This window comes from Flavobacterium wongokense (genome assembly GCF_021608265.1).
In the GTDB taxonomy this organism is placed as follows: domain Bacteria; phylum Bacteroidota; class Bacteroidia; order Flavobacteriales; family Flavobacteriaceae; genus Flavobacterium; species Flavobacterium wongokense.
The window spans coordinates 107836-127595 of sequence record NZ_JAKIHP010000002.1 but is presented as its reverse complement, the minus strand read 5'-3'; the positions used below and the strand labels follow the sequence as shown (position 1 = coordinate 127595).

The 19760-nt window shown below is 39.0% G+C and carries 22 protein-coding genes; 16 read left to right on the top strand and 6 right to left on the bottom strand.

Going from position 1 to position 19760, the window contains the following annotated elements; genetic code table 11:
* Positions 1–15 precede the first annotated feature (15 nt).
* Positions 16–1155, bottom strand: a complete 1140-nt coding sequence (locus tag L1S31_RS06605) for an N-acetylmuramoyl-L-alanine amidase family protein (RefSeq protein ID WP_236463785.1) — start codon at positions 1153–1155, stop codon at positions 16–18.
* A gap of 181 nt (positions 1156–1336) precedes the next feature.
* On the opposite strand from L1S31_RS06605, the gene L1S31_RS06600 reads away from it, so the two are divergent.
* The 12 genes from L1S31_RS06600 (at position 1337) to L1S31_RS06545 (ending at position 12984) form a co-directional block, all read left to right on the top strand.
* Positions 1337–3955, top strand: coding sequence for a putative LPS assembly protein LptD (locus L1S31_RS06600; protein WP_236463784.1), 2619 nt, complete (start codon positions 1337–1339; stop codon positions 3953–3955).
* Positions 3956–3964: 9 nt separating this feature from the next.
* Positions 3965–4351 (top strand): RidA family protein, encoded by a 387-nt coding sequence (locus tag L1S31_RS06595; RefSeq protein ID WP_236463782.1) that lies wholly within the window; start codon positions 3965–3967, stop codon positions 4349–4351.
* Between the two features lie 6 nt (positions 4352–4357).
* Complete coding sequence (locus L1S31_RS06590) at positions 4358–5134, top strand: T9SS type A sorting domain-containing protein (protein WP_236463780.1); 777 nt, start codon at positions 4358–4360, stop codon at positions 5132–5134.
* Positions 5135–5294: 160 nt separating this feature from the next.
* Positions 5295–6065, top strand: coding sequence for a T9SS type A sorting domain-containing protein (locus L1S31_RS06585; RefSeq protein WP_236463778.1), 771 nt, complete (start codon positions 5295–5297; stop codon positions 6063–6065).
* A 103-nt stretch (positions 6066–6168) separates the two neighbouring features.
* Positions 6169–7743: a Na+/H+ antiporter gene (locus L1S31_RS06580; protein ID WP_236463776.1), complete on the top strand. Its 1575-nt coding sequence runs from the start codon at positions 6169–6171 to the stop codon at positions 7741–7743.
* Between the two features lie 268 nt (positions 7744–8011).
* The gene (locus L1S31_RS06575; RefSeq protein WP_236463774.1) at positions 8012–8389 is read left to right on the top strand and encodes a hypothetical protein; all 378 of its coding nucleotides are present in this window, start codon (positions 8012–8014) and stop codon (positions 8387–8389) included.
* A gap of 90 nt (positions 8390–8479) precedes the next feature.
* Positions 8480–9139: a hypothetical protein gene (locus tag L1S31_RS06570; protein ID WP_236463772.1), complete on the top strand. Its 660-nt coding sequence runs from the start codon at positions 8480–8482 to the stop codon at positions 9137–9139.
* Positions 9140–9268: 129 nt separating this feature from the next.
* Positions 9269–9658, top strand: coding sequence for a surface-adhesin E family protein (locus tag L1S31_RS06565; protein ID WP_236463770.1), 390 nt, complete (start codon positions 9269–9271; stop codon positions 9656–9658).
* Between the two features lie 163 nt (positions 9659–9821).
* Entirely contained in the window at positions 9822–10004 is a 183-nt protein-coding gene (locus tag L1S31_RS06560) for a hypothetical protein (protein WP_236463768.1), read from the top strand.
* A gap of 161 nt (positions 10005–10165) precedes the next feature.
* Positions 10166–10984: a hypothetical protein gene (locus L1S31_RS06555; protein ID WP_236463766.1), complete on the top strand. Its 819-nt coding sequence runs from the start codon at positions 10166–10168 to the stop codon at positions 10982–10984.
* A 14-nt stretch (positions 10985–10998) separates the two neighbouring features.
* Positions 10999–11739: a DUF3667 domain-containing protein gene (locus L1S31_RS06550; protein WP_236463764.1), complete on the top strand. Its 741-nt coding sequence runs from the start codon at positions 10999–11001 to the stop codon at positions 11737–11739.
* Between the two features lie 120 nt (positions 11740–11859).
* Complete coding sequence (locus L1S31_RS06545) at positions 11860–12984, top strand: tetratricopeptide repeat protein (RefSeq protein ID WP_236463761.1); 1125 nt, start codon at positions 11860–11862, stop codon at positions 12982–12984.
* Positions 12985–13010: 26 nt separating this feature from the next.
* Here L1S31_RS06545 and L1S31_RS06540 read toward each other — a convergent pair whose 3' ends face one another.
* Positions 13011–13532, bottom strand: coding sequence for a hypothetical protein (locus L1S31_RS06540; RefSeq protein WP_236463759.1), 522 nt, complete (start codon positions 13530–13532; stop codon positions 13011–13013).
* A gap of 272 nt (positions 13533–13804) precedes the next feature.
* On the opposite strand from L1S31_RS06540, the gene L1S31_RS06535 reads away from it, so the two are divergent.
* From L1S31_RS06535 to L1S31_RS06525, 3 genes are all read left to right on the top strand, one after another.
* On the top strand, positions 13805–14413 hold the full coding sequence (locus L1S31_RS06535; RefSeq protein WP_236463757.1) for a hypothetical protein: 609 nt from the start codon (positions 13805–13807) through the stop codon (positions 14411–14413).
* A 91-nt stretch (positions 14414–14504) separates the two neighbouring features.
* Positions 14505–15389, top strand: a complete 885-nt coding sequence (locus L1S31_RS06530; RefSeq protein ID WP_236463755.1) for a hypothetical protein — start codon at positions 14505–14507, stop codon at positions 15387–15389.
* Positions 15390–15522: 133 nt separating this feature from the next.
* A complete protein-coding gene (locus L1S31_RS06525) occupies positions 15523–16212 on the top strand; it encodes a T9SS type A sorting domain-containing protein (protein WP_236463753.1) in 690 nt (229 codons plus the stop codon).
* Positions 16213–16283: 71 nt separating this feature from the next.
* Here the strand turns inward: L1S31_RS06525 and L1S31_RS06520 are convergent, their stop codons facing one another.
* The 4 genes from L1S31_RS06520 to L1S31_RS06505 form a co-directional block, all read right to left on the bottom strand.
* The gene (locus L1S31_RS06520; RefSeq protein WP_236463751.1) at positions 16284–16703 is read right to left on the bottom strand and encodes a VOC family protein; all 420 of its coding nucleotides are present in this window, start codon (positions 16701–16703) and stop codon (positions 16284–16286) included.
* A gap of 11 nt (positions 16704–16714) precedes the next feature.
* Complete coding sequence (locus tag L1S31_RS06515) at positions 16715–17230, bottom strand: VOC family protein (RefSeq protein ID WP_236463748.1); 516 nt, start codon at positions 17228–17230, stop codon at positions 16715–16717.
* Between the two features lie 86 nt (positions 17231–17316).
* Complete coding sequence (locus L1S31_RS06510; protein ID WP_236463745.1) at positions 17317–17802, bottom strand: hypothetical protein; 486 nt, start codon at positions 17800–17802, stop codon at positions 17317–17319.
* Positions 17803–17811: 9 nt separating this feature from the next.
* Positions 17812–18186: a methylglyoxal synthase gene (locus tag L1S31_RS06505; RefSeq protein WP_236463743.1), complete on the bottom strand. Its 375-nt coding sequence runs from the start codon at positions 18184–18186 to the stop codon at positions 17812–17814.
* 130 nt (positions 18187–18316) lie between these two features.
* Between L1S31_RS06505 and L1S31_RS06500 the strand changes: the two genes are divergently transcribed.
* Positions 18317–19723, top strand: coding sequence for a T9SS type A sorting domain-containing protein (locus L1S31_RS06500; protein WP_236463740.1), 1407 nt, complete (start codon positions 18317–18319; stop codon positions 19721–19723).
* Positions 19724–19760: the final 37 nt, after the last annotated feature.

Here is a 19760-nt window from a genome sequence, read left to right as displayed (position 1 = left end):
ATGTATTCTAATTAATTATTTTAAGGCAGATACTTTTCCATCGGCAAAAACGACTATAAATGCATCCGGGAAACCGTGGCTTTTAGCTTCACTATTCAATCTTTTTGCAATATTCAAATCGTATGATTTACCGTAATAGTAACGGTAAAGGTTGTTTTCAAAAGTAACTGAGATATTGTTCAATCCCTTAAAGTCTTTTGAATAAATATCCTTCTTTTTAGAGCTGGCAAACAACTGGACTTTATAAATCCCCTGTCCTTCAATAACTTCAGCAGCTGCTATCGTATCGTTGGATTTAACCACAGTATCCTCAACAACCACTTTTGGTTCAGGTCTGTATGGCTTTTCAACAACTCTTGAATCGTTTACGCTTTCCGGTTCATTGAAATACATTTTTTTGTAATGAATGATGGAATTGGCGATTTGACGAGCCATTTCTGTTTGTCCTTCATCAGAATTCAGGTATTCACCTTCCTCTTTATTGGATAAAAATCCTAATTCAATCAATACTCCCGGCATCTTAGCAGCATCCAAAACCCATAAAGGCTGTTGTTTAACACCTCTGGTTTTTCGGCTTAGCTTGTTGGTAAAATTTTCCTGGATTGTTGTGGCAAGATTGATGCTGCTGTACAGGTTTTCCTCCTGCATTATTTTTAGCCCGATTAAGTTTTCCGGTTTGTTTGGGTCAAATCCCTTATAAGTCTGTTTGTAATTTTCCTCGAGTAATATTACCGAGTTCTCGCTTTTGGCAACCTCCATGTTCATATTGGTACGGGAAAGCCCCATTACAAAGGTCTCGGTTCCTTCGGGTTCAAAGTTCTTAACGGAATTGCAATGAATGGAAACAAATAAATCGGCATTAATCTTATTGGCAATTTTTGGTCGGTTGACCAACTCTATGAATTCATCGGTTTTACGGGTATAAGTCACCTGAAAACCCTCTTCCCTTTCAAGGAATTTACCCACTTTAAGTGTCGTCTTTAAGGCAATATCCTTCTCTACATAACCGTGATAGGAATTGCCCGGATCTTTTCCGCCATGCCCTGCATCCAATACCAATACAAATTTATTGGAAGCACCTTGCCCGAAGACATTTAAAATACTAAAAACGAAAAGTATTGTAAAACAGCTTTTTATATAATTAGAAAATCTCATGAATCCAAAAGTTAATTTTAATTAAAAGCGAAAGCTTATAAAACCAATATTTCCTTATTTTTGACCAAAAATATTGTGTAAGTTTGCCTCGTCAAAAATCAAGCCATATTTCTACAAAAATAGTACTAAACCTTTGCAAAGAAACTTATTTTATATCGTTTTTTTAACAATTTTCCTAACATTGGGAAACGCAAAAACGTACTCACAAGATGGCAGGCGGAAAAGCAAAACCTTTGCTCCTAAAAACCAGCCAGATACAACGAAAGTTGTTACCCAAAATGCATTAAAGGTTACCGATACCATCAAGCTGGACAGCATCAAAAAGAAAAAGCCAATCTTAGAAAGCAAAATAAAAAGAAAGGCTCTTGATTTTGAAAAGTTTGACCAGAAGAAAAAACTCATCACGCTTTACAATAAGGCGGAAGTGTATTACCAGGATATAGAACTAAAATCGGGAATCATAGTCATTGATTACGAAAAAAGCGAAGTCTATGCCGGAAGGATAAAGGACTCGACGGGAACCTTGACACAAAGGCCTATTTTCAAACAGGGTAATAATGTGGTTGAGCCCGATTCGATTCGATTCAACTTTAAAACCAAAAAAGCATTAGTCTGGAATTCAAGGACTAATCAAGGGGAATTTAACGTAAAAGCTGAAATTACCAAAAAGGAAAATGACTCGGTTTATTTTATGAAAGGTGCCCGTTTTACAACAGCCAAAGACATTGATGATCCCGAATATTATTTTCAAACGAATAAGGTAAAATTTGTACCCGGAAAAAAAGTAGTTGTTGGTTTCACCAATATGGTCATCGCCGATGTTCCTACTCCGCTTGCGTTACCATTTGCCTTTTTCCCAATGACTGAAAAAAGCCGTTCGGGAATTATCATCCCATCATATAACGACAGTAATACCAGAGGTTTTTCATTGCAGAATGGTGGTTATTACTTTGCACTGAGCGACAATTACGATTTGGCAATCCTTGGGGATTATTACACCAATGGAAGTTATGCCATGCGATTTGAATCCTCGTATGCAAAGAAGTATAAGTTTAGGGGAAACATCAATGTCCGTTTTGAAAACCTAATCAATAGCGAAAGAGGATATCCCGACTATTCAAGGACCAATATCTACAACATTCAATGGTCACATTCCAAAGATGTAAAATCCAATCCCAATTCGAGGTTTTCTGCTTCGGTGAACTTAGGGAGTAGTAAGTATTTTGTAAATTCCATCAATCAGTCGAATGTTGGTTCCAGGCTTAATAATACGCTGAGCTCCTCTATTTCGTATTCAAAAACCTTCAATTCGGTGCCGCAGGTAAACCTGACTTTGGCAGCAACACACTCCCAAAATACCAATACAGAGCAAATCAACATGACCCTTCCAACAATGCAGGTAAGTGTTGACAGGATTTTCCCCTTTGCTCCGGGAGATGGAATCAAAAAAGGAGTTTTTAAAAATATCAACTTCCAGTATAGCGTTAAGGCTGAAAACAGGATTAGCACCACCGATTCCCTTTTCTTCAAACCGCAAATGTTCAGGGATGCCAAAGTTGGTTTCCAGCACAGCATTCCGGTGAGTACCAATTTCAAGGTATTAAAATATTTTAGTGCTACAACTTCCTTGAATTATAATGAAGTTTGGTATTTAAAAACCATCAAAAGGCAATATGACGCCACGCAAAATAAAGTGGTTGACACAGAAGTACAGGGATTTGACGCTTTTAGGACGTATTCCTTTAGCGCCGGATTGGGTACCACGCTTTACGGAACCTTTAATTTTGGTGAAAAGAAAAAAATCCAGGCAATCCGACATGTAATGCGCCCAAATATTTCCTATAGTTATACGCCAAGTTTTTCGAAATATTATGACACTTACGATTCCGATGGCACCGGAACGATGATAAAGGAATACACCCGATTTGACGGCGGGATATTTGGTGCTCCGGGAAAGAATATGTCAAACAATTTGAATTTCAACCTGAGCAATACTTTTGAAGCAAAGGTTACCGATAAGGATTCGACTAAAACCGAACCTAAGAAAATCATGTTGTTGAACAACCTGAATTTCCAAACCAGCTACGACATCACAGCAGATTCCTTAAAATGGTCTCCGTTACGTATCAGCGGAGGAACGCAGCTGTTCAATCAAAAAATGAACATCAACTTTGCGGCAAACCTCGATCCTTATGCAATCAATAATTCGGGGCAGCGTATCAATGTATGGAATATTGATAACGGTGGAAGTTTGTTCCGAATGACTAGTGCCAACATGACACTGAATTATGCCTTTTCAAGCAAAGACAGCAGCGGTGACAAGAAGAACAGCCAGGGTGAACGAAACGGAGGCCGCGAAGATGATTTATTCGGAACCAATACCGATTTGAGTGACCGACGGGAAAGCCAGTTTAAGGAAGATGATGGGGAAGCCGAAAAAACAGCAACAGAGTTCTTTAAATATGAACTGCCCTGGGATATGAACCTCGCCTATTCACTTACGTATTCCAATAACAACCGTGAGAAGAAAATCACCGGTAACTCGCTGATGGTTTCGATGAATACCGACCTAACTCCAAAATGGAAGATTGGCGCCTCCACCGGTTATGACTTTGCAAACAAAGGAGTTACCTTTACACAGTTGCGATTCGAAAGGGATTTGTTGAGCTGGCGTATGGATTTCAACTGGGTTCCTTTTGGGGATAATCCCTATTGGGGATTCTTTATCGGGATAAAGGCCGGAGTTTTGAGCGATATCAAATGGGATAAACGCAACCAGGCAGACAGGGTAATCAAATAATCATAAGTTATGAATTCGAAAAAAATAATCTTTACAGACAAAGCTCCGGCACCTATCGGGCCTTACAGCCAGGCAGTTTTGATAGGCGACACATTATATACTTCGGGGCAGGTGGCATTGAACCCTTCCACAATGGAATTGGTTATGGATGATATTGAAACCGAAACCAAACAGGTGATGGAAAATATGAAGGCGGTTTTGGAAGCGGCAGAAATGAATTTTGGCAATGTCGTGAAAACCAGTATCTTTATTATCGATATGGGTGATTTTGCCCGAATCAATAGTGTTTATTCAACCTATTTTGACGAAGCCACTGCACCGGCACGTGAAACCGTTCAAGTTGCAGGATTGCCAAAAGGAGTAAACATTGAAATTTCGATGATAGCAGTTAAATAAAAATATATGAAGACAAAATTACTTTTATTCTTTTCGTTATGCCTGGCAATTAATGCCAATTCACAATGTCCTGGTGTACCGCCACCGCCTCCGGGACTTAATTATATCTATGCGCTTGATATGGAAAATGATGGGTTTGCCACTTTTGACCTTCAACAATATATTGATGATTGGGACCGCCCATTGATGGAGTATAATTTCAATGTAAGCTCGTCGGGCTATAACTTTATCCCCAAAAACACCAACAATGAGCCTATTGCTTTAATGTATACCAACGTTATTCAAAACGAAAGCATTTATATGGATCATCAATACAGCGGTTCAGGTCCTATGTTTGAACCACAACCACCGTGTTATTGGCCGATTGATGTATGGATGAATTACGGGCTAAGGCTGATTCCCGTCCCGTTTGACGGGGATTTTGATAATGACGGAATCCTAAATCAGGATGAGGACACCAATTTTAACAGAAACCTGATGGACGATGATGATGATCATGACGGTATTATCAATCTAAAGGATACGGTAAATAACCTAGGATTACAAGATCATACAAACATAAGCCTTAGCGTTTATCCAAATCCGGTAACCAATGGTATTGCCACTTTTGAATCGAATGCTGTAATCACTTCAGTAACAATTTATGATTTGAGCGGAAAGCAATTATCGGAAACAAAAACGGCTTCCAACACACTTCGTGTAGATAGTTTAGCTGCCGGAATTTATTTCCTTAAGTTCGAGTCAGAGAATGGCTCAGTTTATAAAAAGATAGTTATTAACTAATAATTACCCGTAATTATATTGAATCCTTTATTGTGAAAACGGTAAAGGATTTTTTATGCGTAAATCTTACAATTTGAAGCCTTAAAATTTGGTAATGTTATGAAAACTAGTATCTTTATCCTCGAAATTTTCATTACAGTCAAACAATCTAACCCAACATATGAAAACAAAACTACTCTTATTCTTCTCAATTGGATTTATTACATTGGCCAATGCCCAATGTGGAAACGTTCCTCCTCCTCCGGGAATAAGCCCTGTATTTGCCGTTGACATGGACAATGATGGATATACCACTTTTGACTTTGCCTATTGGGTAGAACATATAGAAAGACCACGACAGGAAAGCATTTATGGTGTAAGTTCTTCAGGGTATGACTTTGAAGTGAAAGGTGGTCCTAATTTGACTCCGCTTCCGTTACAGTATACCAATACAGTCCTGGGTGAAGAATGCGTTATTTTCTTTAACTATAATGGTAATGGTCCACAGTTTGTAGCCCAGCCACCTTGTTTTTGGGGTCCAACCTTATTTATGGGATTAATATTGGTTGCTGTTCCATACAACCAGGATTTTGATAACGATGGTATTTTGAATGTAGATGAAGATACTAATGGCAACCGTAACCTGATGGACGACGACGACGACCATGATGGAATTATCAATTATAAGGATGCTTCCAATAATTTGGGGCTGCAGGAAAATACAAACATCGCACTGAGCGTGTACCCAAACCCTGTAACCAATGGAGTTGTTAGCTTTGAATCCAATACTGCAATCAAGACCGTAAGCATTTATGATTTGAGCGGAAAACAATTATCGGAAACTAAAATCGACACCAACACCATACGTGTAGACAACTTAGCAGTCGGGATTTATTTCCTTAAATTCCAGTCAGAGAATGGTTTTGTTTATAAAAAGATAGCCGTTAACTAACTACTACATCTAATTATATTGAAATCCTTTATTGTGAAAACGGTAAAGGATTTTTTTATATTTTTATGCATCAGCTAACCAAGACCAAAAACCCTAAAACCGCATGTTAGACAATTTTCCTTATTTCCTTGTATTGATATTCGCGATTGTTGTCATCATGATGGCTGCCGACAAAATTAAGATTGCCTACCCTATCCTATTGATTGTTGCAGGATTGCTGATAAGCATCATACCCGGAATCCCATTATTTACTATCGACCCGGAACTGATTTTCCTGATTTTCCTTCCGCCGTTACTTTATGAGGCGGCCTGGGCAATTTCGTGGAAAGAGCTTTGGCACTGGCGCCGCATTATACTGAGCTTTGCCTTTGTGGTGGTCTTCCTGACGGCTTTATCGGTAGCATTTGTTGCCAATTATTTTATACCCGGCTTTACTTTGGCCTTAGGTTTTTTGTTGGGCGGAATCGTATCGCCTCCCGATGCCGTAAGTGCCGGAGCCATCTTAAAGTTTGTAAAGGTTCCACGCACCATATCATCCATACTTGAAGGCGAAAGTTTGCTGAACGATGCCTCTTCGTTAATCATCTTCAGGTTTGCCCTGATTGCGGTGGGCACCGGCCAGTTTGTCTGGTCAAAGGCAACGATGAATTTTTCCTGGATGGTCATTGGCGGCATTGGGATTGGATTGCTGATTGGCTGGCTGTTCATGAAGTTCCACAAATACCTTCCTACCGATGCCAATATGGACATTGCGCTTACGCTGATAACGCCCTATATGATTTACCTCGCTGCTGAGGAAGTGCACAGTTCCGGAGTTTTAGCCGTGGTAAGTGCCGGATTGTATTTGTCGCATAAAAGGCATTCCTTCCTATCGAGTGCTTCGCGGGTAAGAGGTTATAATGTATGGCAGAGTTTGGTGTTTGTACTCAATGGGTTGGTGTTCACCATGATTGGGCTTTCGCTGCCTATGATTACGGCTGGATTGGGAAATGTAAGCCTTACTTCTGCAATAGGTTATGGAGTTTTGGTAACCGCAGTACTAATTGTGGGAAGAATCCTCGCAGCTTATGGTGCTGTGATTACAACACTCATCGCCAGAAACTTTATAACGGTGGCCGACCGACGCAATCCCGGAGTAAAAGGACCGTTTATCATTGGCTGGACCGGAATGCGTGGCGTGGTTTCTTTGGCCGCAGCCTTATCCATACCAGTACATATGAGTGATGGGAGCCCATTTCCGCAACGGAATCTAATCCTGTTTATCACTTTTATGGTCATACTGCTTACGATGGTAGTACAAGGATTGACATTACCTTACATCATTCGGAAATTCCACATGATTACCATTGAGGAGGAAAAGGAAGAGGAACGCCAATTCAAACAGGTTAAATACGAACTAGCTGATTTTGCGCTTAAGCATCTTAATGATCATTACGGAAAAGCACTGGAAGAGCAGCCAATACTGCAAAAAATTGCCCATAAATGGGAAGACAGTAAGATGCTGACCGAAGATACCGACATGACTGCCGACTGTAAAATCATTTACCTGAACATCCTAAGCCAGCAACGGAAATGGCTTTTGAAGAAAAATAAGAAGAATGATAAAATAGATGAGAACATCATCCGCAGGCACCTGCACCATTTGGATATGGAGGAAGAGAAAGTAAGATACCTATAATTTTTATCCTAAAATCATTTTATCATAACCTAACTCATTGATAGTTATCAACAAAGCATACAAGCTGTTAATTTTATTTTTACTTTAGTACTACTCCAGGTCGAAAATACCACACAAAAAATACCACAGAATCTTTAACGGAAATTAATACAGTTTAGGAATAACTATGGTTATTCACGGCAATGTATCGATTAAAGTTAACAATGATCAAAACCAATGTGGAGTAAACCGAAAATCCGATGAAGAGTAGGTAAAAAAAATTAGAGACATGCCAGATATTCCAAACGTTAAATTAGAAATAACATCGCATATCTATGCAGATGCTGTCGTTCAGGTCTTTTCAGAGTTACCCAAAACAATGATATTCCATTTCCATTTCTACAAATTAATCATGAGCAATGGACATTTCCTGACAAAACTAGTAAAGGAAAGTAAGAAACAGGTTCCGGCTGCATTGGAAACCGGTCCTATTAAAATCTTTCTTGGCGACGCTATGGCAGAAAAACTTTCTTTTGACAGTTATATGATAACTCTCTCCTGTTCGTCGCCCGAGGAACCCGGAAAAATACATACTGCTTTTCCGATGTTTTGTAATTTAGGCGTAACAAATTTTCACGCTTCATGCCGTTTTAGCATTTCTGGATAAAAATCTACAAGAACAAAACACCGATATCAGGATTTCCAAATAGTGGCGATACCAAAAGCACCTATAAAAACATCAACTAAAATCTCAATCATGAAAAGAAAAATCAACGCACTCCTATTTTCCGGTTTCCTGCTTCTATTTTTAAATGGCTGTAAAGAAGAATCCGACTGTACTTCGAATACCGATGGCAGAACCAGTTTCAAGGTAAAATTTACCCAAGGCCAATTAGCAAAGGAGTATCCTACTCTAAAGTTGGCAAAGGATAAATTCACAACATTTGACAGCAACGCCATTTCCGGTAAAATTGCGGACAGTGCATTAATCATTGCGTCTAAAATTTTTAATTCCCCGGAATTTAAACAAAAGCTATCGGAATTGGATTTTAGATACGACAACCATTGTTCTGATTGCGGTCACCAATCCTCCAATCGGGATGAAAGAATACCAGGGGCAGAAGTTTTAGACAGCCTGTTCAAAAGGCAGAATGTGATACTGGAGTTAATAATCAACAATGGTAGATGTAGGGGTGCCTTAGGCTCTACCTGTCCTCAATCGTCTGTAATAAATTCAAACTTTAAAGCCATTAAATGCGATATGGGAAATTTGCCTATAGAATACGCCTATGCTGTGCATATCTGTCATGAATACATGCACATCGTGGGATATTGCCATACCAATCACAAAGATGATGTGGCAGAGGAAGTCGGATGGATTGCCTATTACATTGTTTTGGATTGGCTTAAACCATAAATCACCGCATACGTCACAATCCTACAACTATTTCCTTTTTTCCTGTAAGAGCATCCGCTCTGGTGTTTTTTAACTTTGTAAGGTCAAATAATAAACGATTCATCGTTTGCCCAAACAAATCAAAACGCTATGAAAAAACAACTACTTCTTCTATTGTTGTTAATTGGTTCTGCCTGCTCCGCCCAGGATTGGCAGTATTTAACGGAATCCAATAACAACGTGTATTATTACAAATTAAACAGTCGCTCCACAGCCTGGGTAAAAGTGGTGTCGGAAACGACCAGCATTTATGCATCCAACGATGATGCAAAGCCAACCACTGTTGACGGGTATACGGTGTATCTTTATAAATACAGCTGTTCGTCAAAAAAAATAGGCTTAATCAAAACTATCGTGTATTCCAAAGACGGCAAACTATTAGACACCAGAAGCACCGACGAGCTATTGGCAGATATGGAGTCCGTAAAACCGAATTCCATTGGTGAAGAAATGCTGTTCCAGTTTTGCTACGGAAGATAGAAAACAAACCGGATTTAAGTCGTAAGTTTTTTCTTTTAATATTGTTGAAAATTACTGCGCCAAGCGGCGGTACGTTAGCTAAACCCTTAGAAACAGGGACTTTTTTAGAGTTTTCAAAAAAGATATTCGCTACCTTTAGTTCATAATTAAAACACACAACATTATGAAATTACTAGAATTATTAGGTTTTGAAAATAATGATAAATCAATCTCCGAAAGGTTGGAAACTTATCATAAAGAGAAAAAAGCTTATGAAAAAGAGGTGAGGAAAATGAGAAAGAAAGAGGGATACTGGAAAAGATTGTTAGGATCAAAAGACAAAGGAATCTGGACACCCTATGACTAAAAGTATTTCAAAAATTATAACCTGTCAAATGACAGGTTTTTTTATCGATGAAAATCTGAATCTGGTGAAAAGCGCCAGCTTCTAAGGAAATTAACAGTATTACCATATTTTGTTACAAAGGTTTTTTATATTTGGCTATCCAAATGAAAAATGCCATCATCATGAGAAATACAGTCCTGCTTTGCTGCCTGCTAATTACTACTATGGTTTCGGCTCAGGTTTTTTATCAAGGGAACAGCGATAAGGATTTTAAGAAACTGGCAAAAAACGGATTGAGTTTTGTTATCAATTCCAATTCCCAAACTACCAAAGCCTATTTAAATGCCTTTAATGATTACTGGAAAGTCACTAATTATAACGCAGTAAACCTCTCAACAGATCAGCTTACCGACGATGACATCATAGCAACCGACAGCTCTATGGATGGCGACAGGATATTCGCAATTATCCGCTACGGTGAACTCAAGAAGTGGAGTGGTGCCGTGTCCAAGTACAGATGCATTGGCTATTTTGTCCTGGATGGCTTCAACCAGACTTCTGACTCCGAAGCTGCCGAGCTATTTATAGGCCTGGCAGTTAAAGGAATGAACGATGCGGTCCAGACCATGAAAGACAACGACATTACAGGTACCGGACAGTCACTTTACAGAAGGCTGCACAACAGCATTACCCCAAAATCAATTGCGTTAAAGGGCAAAACCTTAATCATCCTTGACGGAACCAAAAAGTATATCGAGCTGAATGATTTGAAGAGAAAGGGCATCAATTACAAACTGATGTCAACTGAAGAGTTTACCAATTTAAAAGAGGAAGAACTTAAAGATTACTGCCTGATGTATTTTGCCTATAATTCCTATACTGAAATCTCCATCTTTGACCTGGCAGACAACAGCCTGATTTATACACGCCATTATTCTTCGGCAAAATCGAAATTCGGCTCAACCGAAATCTCTGAAATCCAGGATACCTGGAAGCAATAAACCGCATCTACCCAATGACCCACTGCAAAAACTGTAACAGCGCACTAAGGCCCAACGAAAACTTCTGCCACAACTGTGGGCAGCCCATACATCTCAAAAGAATTGATAAGCATTATGTTTACCACGAAGTCTTTCACCTGCTTCATTTTGAGAAAGGGTTTTTCTATAACGTCAGGGAATTGATGATAAGGCCTGGACACAGCATCAGGGAATTCATAACCGAAAACAGGACAAAGCACATGAAACCCATTGCGTTCCTTATCCTGACTTCGTTGCTCTTTACCCTAATCTCACATCTGTTCCATGCCGACGAAATCTACAACGGAAAGGAACAACTGATGTTTGGAAAGTCAAGCATTGCGGCGATTCAAAATTGGGTCGAAACGCATTATGGCTACGCCAATATTATTATGGGTGGATTCATTGCGTTGTGGGTGAAGCTTTTGTTCCGCAAATACCAATACAATTTCTTTGAAATATCAGTCCTCTTATGTTTTGTCATGGGACAGGGAATGCTGCTGCTGACACTCGAAACCTTCTTTGTCAACGTACTTAATGAACAGCTTTACAAAATCCTACTTTCAATCATATCGCTTGCCTACCCAACCTGGGCCATGGGACAGTTCTTTGATGGGAACAAAGTGCTGAACTATGTCAAGGCGTTTTTGGCCTACTTTTTAGGCTACTTATTATTTTATGCCGGCGTGATTTTTTTGGGATTGCTCATCGATTTAATTTTAGCCTCAAAAAGCTAAAAATCAAATAGTTGTAGTTTGTATTAAAAAAATATATATCTTTACCGCAACAGATTGCTCCAGTTTTAGGAATTTGCATAATCTGGAGCGACATTATAGCTAACCCCTAAACCAGCTATTATGAGAAAAGTAACGATACTATTCACTGCTTTGCTCGCTACTGCCATCCAAGGGCAGACCACTCCTACTGAGCTCTACAGCAGTAAAGACTACGAAGCGCTTATTAAATTTGAGGAAAAGGCCGAAAGCCTCACGGCTGAGGAATTGTGCATGGTAGGATATGCCTTTTACCAATTGGAAAACGATGCCAAGGCAGTCCAGTTTTACGACAAAGCCATTGCCAAGGGTTTTGATAACAGCCCGACGCATTTCTACAAAAGCATTTCACTCACCTATCTGAAAAAATACGAAGCCGCAGTTAAGGAAATCGACATTGCCCTGGTCAAGGAGCCCAACAATCAGGAGTACATGAACCAGAAAGGCCTGATTTACAAAAGCAAGGGGGATGAAGAGAAGGCTTTGGATTATTTTGATGCCGCAGCCCGATTCCCAAATACGTATGGTGAACCCTATTTTTGGATTGCCTATATCTATCACGGGAAAAATGATTTGGAACGAGCCCTGAGGCAATATTATATCGCCCTTGAGAAAATCCCGCAACAGAACCGGTATTATGTAAGTACGCTTCAAAGCATTGGACAGTTGGAATATACCTACACCCAGAATTACCAGAAATCTGTAAAGGCCTATGAAGAAGCTGTCGCGCTGAAGCCTAAGGATTATCTATACTATCCCAAACTTATCAAAGCCTATAACGCTGCAAAGGAATATGCAAAAGCGGAAGCCGTGTTTGACGTAATGAAAACCGCCTACAGGAATAACGAACTTCCGGAGCAGGACATGAAATATAAGATTGTGGACATCGATGATTATGAATCGGACAAGGAAAAACTAAGCATCTATAAATCGCTTGAAGATGCTAAAAAAGTCTTGGATGTTTCGTATAAGGTATTTGTATTCAACCACAAAAGAGATGAAGTAGAGCGGATTTTCACCGTTGAGAAAACCATACAGGTAGGCAACGGAAACAAACATGTACTTTGCGAAGTAAAGAATGGTTCCCACCTCACCTATCCTTATGGCTGGAAAACCGACAACATTCCGCTGGAAGAATTAAAAAGAGCCATTGCATTAATCCTCGATGATAAACTCCAAAAGAATGCAACGGCCTATGATGGCGAATAGCTTTGTTTGTGGTTTATAGCTGACGGCTACTTTTCCATTGCTCCGCGCAATAACTTTTCTTCCAATTGCAGGGCTTTTAATTTCATTTGGTATTCCGCCAACTTTAACGTGCTGTGTTTTTGCAGTGCATTGATTCTTTTGGATTCCAACGCACTTAGAAGGCCTGACCGAAAAGCATCCCCGAACACCTCTTTTCCGATAAGCTGCTGTATTACATGCAACGACTTGAGGTTGGTTTGGATTTTCTGCTCCAATACCGCTATCTTTAAGGACATTGCATATTGTTGGTACTCATTGTCCTTTAGCATTTTCCCGAGCAGCTCTTTATGCTGCAGTGACTGCTTTTCAGCATGCAGCTCCAAAAGCCCGGACGGATTCAGCTTTCCTGTTGCAGCAATAATCTCAGCCAGCCGCTGTGAAGCACCGCTAGGCAAAGGGCGCAGCCCCAACTCATACATAGACAGCTGGCTTCGTTGTACCAACAACAGCATGGCCAATTCCTCTTGGGTAAATCCCAAATACGCGCTTATACTTTTTTCAGCTTTCATATTTTGGGTGTAGCAATTTTTATACCGAAAGATTTTTTGCCACACTTTTGTGGCAATTTTTTTGTGGCAATTTTTTTTGCGCAAAATATTTTGCCACAAATCCTTTTTAAAAATAAATGGAAGAAAGCGGGCAAATGTTAAAATTATTTATACATTCGTAGTACCACGAAGATTGCAAATACCACGAAAGATTTATTTAGAACAAAGTAGGACTTATGAATAGTTTAGGCTGTTGATAGGTTAATTGTATTAATTCACAACATTCGACTAAAATGGCAGCAGCAGAAGAACTAAGCTTTGTAGATCAGTTATCAAAAAACATGGAAGCCATGGGAAAAAGCCTTAACAGATCATATCGATATATTTTTGGGATTTCAATTTTGATAATTTTTTTATCATTGGGAATAATAAAACCTACTAAAAGTATAGATTTTGAGTGGATTAATTTAACATTGAACTTATCTCCAATGTTAATCATCCTAAGTAGTTTTTTACCCCTTATAATGATGAATTGTTATTGCTTACTGATTGAAAGTTCAATATTAGGTGGTAAAATAAAAGGTATTTATAAATCATATAATTTAAATATTCCAGATTTTAAAGATGATGATTACGAATATTTAACCTACCCTGATTTATTAGATATATCCTTAAGCAAGAATTTACTAGGCAATGCAAAAATTGGGAAATTTATTTACTGGTCTTTAGTAATCATCGTTTTACTTTTACTTATAACCTTACCAATCATAGCGCAGATTTTATCACTTTGTAATGTTCATGTAATTTATGACAATGCTTGGTGGTTATGGAGTATTTACTTAGTGCAATTTTTATTGGACTTTATTATTATATCGATGATAATGCAACGACTATTGGAATAAAATTAAACTAACGCTAACATCTGTTAAGATAATAGTTCCTAAGGACTACGAAGGAAAGCCGCAGAACGTTAGCATTAAAAATTACACAACTATGGCACTAAAATTAACTCAAAAAGATATTACTGACCTTTTGAAAACTAATCCGTTGAAAAACGTAGATGAAAAAATCAAACAAAAAAATCTCGAAATCATACAGAATAAGCTTTTTAAGTACAATGAATGCAAATCTGTTCTCGGAATAGACATTTATAGATATAGTCAATATTCCCGATTACCTCAAATGTTTATACCTAGTTTATTCAAAAGACTCTATGACAGCAGCATTGAGCATTGTTTAAAACTTGAACCTACAATTTTTAAAGGTTTTACTAAAAATAGTTTTACAGATTATTTTATTGATACTGGTGATGGTGGTTTTCAAATCTTTGATAATCCATTTCAAGCAATAATATTTTTAATTTACTTTCAATCAAATGTATCTAGATATAATAGTATGCATGACGACACTTTAAATGAATTCATAATGATTGACGAAATCACATTAAGATATTCGTTAACTCATGATGATATATATTCTTTTGAGAATAACCACTATGGACCCGCTATAATCAACTGTGCTAGAATAATGGCAAAGGATAAACTTAATCGATTTTTGATTGATGAGAATACTCAAAAATGGTTTACAAAAGAGATAAACGGCATTGAAAATTTACAATTCATAGATTTACCTGAGGACTCTAGTTTATCCATTTTCAATAAAAGCAAACCCGACGAAATTGATTCGGTAGTATACGAAGAAGAAGGCTGCAAAATAAAGCATGTTGATTTGATGAAAATTGGAGAAATCAAATCAAAGTTAGATACATTGTCAATCTATAATTTAAGAATATTAATTCTTATGATTTCACCAAGTTCAAAATTCGAAAAACATGCAATAACGATTGGAAATTCAAATTCAAGCGGGCTTTCAGACTAATTACTACTGCTAACAGTGGTTTCGCAACATAGCTCGTTTGTCTTTGCCATCGCCCCGTTCGCTTCGCTCGGGTCTTGGAAAATACGCTGAACATCAAAATTTCTTATTACATTTATCCTTAATTTGTTCGAAGATGAAGTATTTATTACTATTAGCCTGCTTGATTTGCAGTGTAAGCTGTTTTTCACAAGACCCGGATCCGAGGTTATTTCAAACCTGGTATTTAACGTATACCAGTAACAGCGATATAAGTCCGGCATACGGTGTTTGGACAATTAATCCACCTATTACCCCTACCCTTATTATTTATAATACACCTGGCACGCTTCACTTCACAGGCACAGGTGCCTGTAATACTTTTACCGGTGAATTTATAAGTGTACTTCCTACCCAATTGCAAACTACCGTCTTTACTCCAACTACATCAGTTTGCGGCCCCGAAATCCATAACGCATTTGAGGCTTCGTATTTTGATGGCATGCGATACGCTTTACTGTATAATATTATTCCATTATCTTCAGGATTGCGTTTGGTAATAACCGTTCCAATGGGACAGGCAATATTTCAGAACTTTCCTCTTGAAACAACCGAATTTGATCTGGAAAAGATGACGGTATATCCAAATCCGGGTAACTCGATAATTTTTTTACGTTCAAATCAAGCAATCTTAAAAATTGATGTAGTTAATTCATACGGACAAATTGTGAAGACCATTAATGATGATTTTGAAGCCATCAATATTGCTGATTTATCTTGCGGGATATACCTGTTGAAAATTAACACAGAACTTGGAACTATAAATAAAAAAATTATAAAAGAGTGATTGCGTTGCGCGGATTTTCTTCGCCAGTCGCTTTGCTCGTGTCCCGCCTTCGCGGGAATGACAACTCGGGGTTATTTGCCGCCAGCCTGCATCTTTGTTGTGGGTTGGATGATACTGACCTTATTGCCTTCGGTATCGTAAAAGGAAACGTATAGTCCATGGCCCGGGATTTCCATGGGTTCGCCCAATAGCTTTCCGCCAGCTTCAATAATGTTGTCCATCGCTTCGCGGATATCTTCGACACCTATCACCAGTGAAGGATATTGATCGGGTACTTCGTCATTTTTGGGATAAAACCCTCCATTAATGGCACCCGGATTTTTAATCATGCCGTCATCATCGGTGTCGGTAGTGGTCACCACAACATAGTTGCCCATATCCTCACCCAGCATTTGTGTTTTCCATCCAAAAGCCTTGGAATAGAAAACAGCCATTCGGTTCCTGTCTTCAGCAGGCATTTCAAAATGCACTACGGGATTCCTATTTTCCATAACGTTGTCTTTTAAGTTTTTATTACATCAGGAGTTCCGCTGTACGCTTCTTCCAATGCCTTTATATCTAATTTTTTCATGGTCATCATGCGCTGCATTACGCGGCTTACTTTTTTCGAATCGGAATCAGCCACCATTTCCGCCATGATTGTTGGGTATACCTGCCACGATAAACCAAATTTGTCTTTCAGCCAGCCACACTGCCCTTCCTCTCCTCCATCTGCAGTCAGTTTTTCCCAATAATAATCAATCTGATCCTGGGTTTCGCAATTAATCATAAACGAAACGGCTTCGGTAAATTTGAAATTTGGGCCTCCGTTGAGTGCGAGGAATTCCTGTCCTTCAATTAAAAACTCAATCGTCAGCACAGTCCCTTTTGGCAACGGCATCCCTTCGCCATAATAGGTAATTTTGCCTTTTTCAACATTATTGAAAACCGTGGTATAAAAAGTTACGGCATCCCAGGCATTGTTATCAAACCAGAGACACGGAGTTAACTTTTGATGGTAGCTCTTGATTATAGACATGATGTGAAAGTGTTATGTTAGATTTCAAATTTAAACACTCCACAACCACAATTTGTTATATAATAAATTGTGGTTTTTATATAATTTTAGTTTGGACTGGAAGTAAGTTTTACATCAACCTTAAACTTCCCTTCATACCTTCCTTCTGCCATAAGCGAATGGCCAATGATGAGCGTATGTATTCCTGTAGTTTTGAGTTCGTGCTCCATTTCCTTGCCAAATGGTCCGTCAGAAGTTTGATCCGGGAATAGGATTTGGTTGAACCTGATATTGCCATCTCCTTCCATTGTGGTAATAGTTGCCTTAAGATTGGCAGCTTCCTTATTGGTGAATTTTACATAAATCCTCGAATGGATGGAATCTATGGTACCAATGGCACTATAATTCCCAGCGGAATCTGTATTTATCATTTCAATGGTATCGCCAATTTGCTCATTCAGTTGCTCTGCTGCAGTTTTTTCCTTGTCGGTGACTATGGTATCGGTCATGTTTACCGGAATGGCGTTCTTTTCTTCGCGCTGTTTGCAAGAGCAAAAAATAAAAACTATTATGATGATACTGTATTTTGTCATGGCTTCCTGTTATTTCAAATCATCCAAACCTAACAATAGCAACTGTGCTGTAGCCTCATTAGTCGCCAGGGGAACATTGTGCACGTCACAAATCCGGATTAGCATATTGATATCCGGTTCGTGGGCATGGCTTGAATTGGGGTCTTTGAAAAACAATACCATTTTGGTTTTGCCTTCTGCAACACGTGCTGCAATCTGTGCATCTCCTCCTTTTGGGCCGGAAAGCATTTTCTTTACTTTTATTCCAACAGCTTCAACTTTGCTTCCTGTGGTTCCGGTAGCAATGAGTTTGATGTGTTCTTTGGCTAAAAGTTGCTTGTTTTTATTGATGAACTGAACCATGTCGGCTTTTTTGCCGTCGTGAGCAATTATGGCTATTTCCATAAGTAATGTTTTCACAAAGATAAAAAGAAAACCTCCTCTTTTTTTAATAAACTGATAACACTCAGTTTTTGGAAAAAAAATCTGTCATTTCGAAAAAAAATTTATATTTACTACTCTAAAACCTAAAAACATGAAAAAACTTTACGTATTCCTATTATTTACCCTCTTTACTTCAGCAATGAGCAATGCTCAGGCCTGTTTTAAGGAAATCAGAGCCGGAAGGGCTTTTACCATTGCGTTAAAAGAAGACAATACTTTATGGGCCTGGGGTTCCAATGCCTATCATCAGTTGGGTGACGGTACCAATACCGGCAGGCAGTACAGCATGCAGATTGGAACGTCAACCTGGTCAAAATTTACTGTTGGTGATTACCACGTGCTGGCGATAAGGACAGACGGAACGCTTTGGGGTTGGGGTCGAAATGCAGAAAGCCAATTGACCGGTGCTCCAACAGCTGACAATTTTGTTCCTACACAGATTGGAACGGACAGCAACTGGGCTCAAATAACCACAGGACGATGGCATTCTACAGGTATCAAAACCGATGGAACACTTTGGGCATGGGGTTATAATGACAATGGGAATTTAGGTGATGGTACCTTAATTACCAAAACTTCTCCGGTACAATTAGGCACTGCCAACAACTGGGCAAAAGTGTATTCAGGATACTATCATACGCTGGGTATTAAAACAGACGGAACCTTATGGGTTTGGGGTAACAATTTAGGTGGCGGCCTAGGTGACGGAGGTACCGATGATGTCCTGGTTCCGACACAGGTTGGAACTGATACTAACTGGGTAGAAATTGCTGCAGGAAATGCACATTCAATTGCAATAAAAAGCAACGGAACCATGTGGGCCTGCGGTTCAAATATGTGGGGCCAATTAGGATTAGGACTTCCTATAACCGGTAATGATGCGGTTCTTTTTACACAAATCGGTACTGATACGAATTGGCGTAAAATTGCTGTTGGTTTGGGCCATAATTTAGCAGTCAAAACCGATGGAACGCTTTGGAGTTGGGGAATAAACAATTCAGGGCAAATTGGAAACGGGACCATAGATACCACCGTAACGAATTTCGTATTGTCGCCTTACCAGGTTGGGACCGGTACCGACTGGAATCTTGTAGGTACAGGTTCTCATAACTCGTTCGCCCTTAAAACGGATAATATGCTTTGGGCATGGGGATTTGATGGTTCGGGTTCGTTAGGTGACCATTCGACAACCAATAAACCTTCTCCAACTTACATCGACTGTGCCTTCCTGGCAACCTTGGGAGTTGACGAAGCCGAACCGATTTCAGCATCGGTAAAAGTATATCCAAATCCTGCAACTACAACATTGAATATAGCAACCAAAAATTTACAGGCAGAAGAACTTGAATTGTATGATGTTCAGGGAAGGCTGATTCTTTCAGAAAAAATGAGCGGAACGGAGCATCAGTTAAACATTTCCAATTTAGAAAACGGAACCTACTTATTAAAAGTATCTGGTGACAATAAATCGGAAACCATTAAGGTAATTAAAAATTAAAATTCTCAATTTATATAAAAGAAAAAGCCTGCAACTT

Bases quoted from the DNA above. Each gene is read 5' to 3' on its own strand.
- L1S31_RS06605 (WP_236463785.1), bottom strand. From the start codon at position 1,155: ATGAGATTTTCTAATTATATAAAAAGCTGTTTTACAATACTTTTCGTT.
- L1S31_RS06595 (WP_236463782.1), top strand. From the start codon at position 3,965: ATGAATTCGAAAAAAATAATCTTTACAGACAAAGCTCCGGCACCTATC.
- L1S31_RS06590 (WP_236463780.1), top strand. From the start codon at position 4,358: ATGAAGACAAAATTACTTTTATTCTTTTCGTTATGCCTGGCAATTAAT.
- L1S31_RS06585 (WP_236463778.1), top strand. From the start codon at position 5,295: ATGAAAACAAAACTACTCTTATTCTTCTCAATTGGATTTATTACATTG.
- L1S31_RS06580 (WP_236463776.1), top strand. From the start codon at position 6,169: ATGTTAGACAATTTTCCTTATTTCCTTGTATTGATATTCGCGATTGTT.
- L1S31_RS06575 (WP_236463774.1), top strand. From the start codon at position 8,012: ATGCCAGATATTCCAAACGTTAAATTAGAAATAACATCGCATATCTAT.
- L1S31_RS06570 (WP_236463772.1), top strand. From the start codon at position 8,480: ATGAAAAGAAAAATCAACGCACTCCTATTTTCCGGTTTCCTGCTTCTA.
- L1S31_RS06565 (WP_236463770.1), top strand. From the start codon at position 9,269: ATGAAAAAACAACTACTTCTTCTATTGTTGTTAATTGGTTCTGCCTGC.
- L1S31_RS06560 (WP_236463768.1), top strand. From the start codon at position 9,822: ATGAAATTACTAGAATTATTAGGTTTTGAAAATAATGATAAATCAATC.
- L1S31_RS06555 (WP_236463766.1), top strand. From the start codon at position 10,166: ATGAGAAATACAGTCCTGCTTTGCTGCCTGCTAATTACTACTATGGTT.
- L1S31_RS06550 (WP_236463764.1), top strand. From the start codon at position 10,999: ATGACCCACTGCAAAAACTGTAACAGCGCACTAAGGCCCAACGAAAAC.
- L1S31_RS06545 (WP_236463761.1), top strand. From the start codon at position 11,860: ATGAGAAAAGTAACGATACTATTCACTGCTTTGCTCGCTACTGCCATC.
- L1S31_RS06540 (WP_236463759.1), bottom strand. From the start codon at position 13,532: ATGAAAGCTGAAAAAAGTATAAGCGCGTATTTGGGATTTACCCAAGAG.
- L1S31_RS06535 (WP_236463757.1), top strand. From the start codon at position 13,805: ATGGCAGCAGCAGAAGAACTAAGCTTTGTAGATCAGTTATCAAAAAAC.
- L1S31_RS06530 (WP_236463755.1), top strand. From the start codon at position 14,505: ATGGCACTAAAATTAACTCAAAAAGATATTACTGACCTTTTGAAAACT.
- L1S31_RS06525 (WP_236463753.1), top strand. From the start codon at position 15,523: ATGAAGTATTTATTACTATTAGCCTGCTTGATTTGCAGTGTAAGCTGT.
- L1S31_RS06520 (WP_236463751.1), bottom strand. From the start codon at position 16,703: ATGGAAAATAGGAATCCCGTAGTGCATTTTGAAATGCCTGCTGAAGAC.
- L1S31_RS06515 (WP_236463748.1), bottom strand. From the start codon at position 17,230: ATGTCTATAATCAAGAGCTACCATCAAAAGTTAACTCCGTGTCTCTGG.
- L1S31_RS06510 (WP_236463745.1), bottom strand. From the start codon at position 17,802: ATGACAAAATACAGTATCATCATAATAGTTTTTATTTTTTGCTCTTGC.
- L1S31_RS06505 (WP_236463743.1), bottom strand. From the start codon at position 18,186: ATGGAAATAGCCATAATTGCTCACGACGGCAAAAAAGCCGACATGGTT.
- L1S31_RS06500 (WP_236463740.1), top strand. From the start codon at position 18,317: ATGAAAAAACTTTACGTATTCCTATTATTTACCCTCTTTACTTCAGCA.